This is a genomic window from Chitinophaga sp. GbtcB8, assembly GCF_019091455.1.
Taxonomy (GTDB): domain Bacteria; phylum Bacteroidota; class Bacteroidia; order Chitinophagales; family Chitinophagaceae; genus Chitinophaga.
Genome location: NZ_JAGXJN010000313.1, coordinates 1 through 245, shown reverse-complemented (window position 1 = coordinate 245; position 245 = coordinate 1). Strand labels below are relative to the sequence as shown.

Here is a 245-nt window from a genome sequence, read left to right as displayed (position 1 = left end):
AATTCTTCCCGCAAAGCATCCACCGGTGCAGAATAATCGAGGAATAGGAACACGGTGCCCAATATGGCCGATCCTGTGCGGGTCCAGTTCTGTAAAGGTTTTTCAATAAAATAGTTAATAGGTAATATCAGCTTACGCTGATCCCAGTTCCCCAGCACTACATAGGTGTGGGTAATTTCTTCTACACGCCCCCATTCATTTTCCACGATCAGTACATCACCAATACGGTTGGGCTGGGTAAAGGC

General features: G+C 46.5%; 1 protein-coding gene. It reads right to left on the bottom strand.

What is annotated here, in order from left to right:
- Positions 1–245, bottom strand: a 245-nt coding sequence (locus KVT36_RS31965; protein ID WP_217607474.1) for a mechanosensitive ion channel domain-containing protein, incomplete at both ends; no start/stop codon positions are given.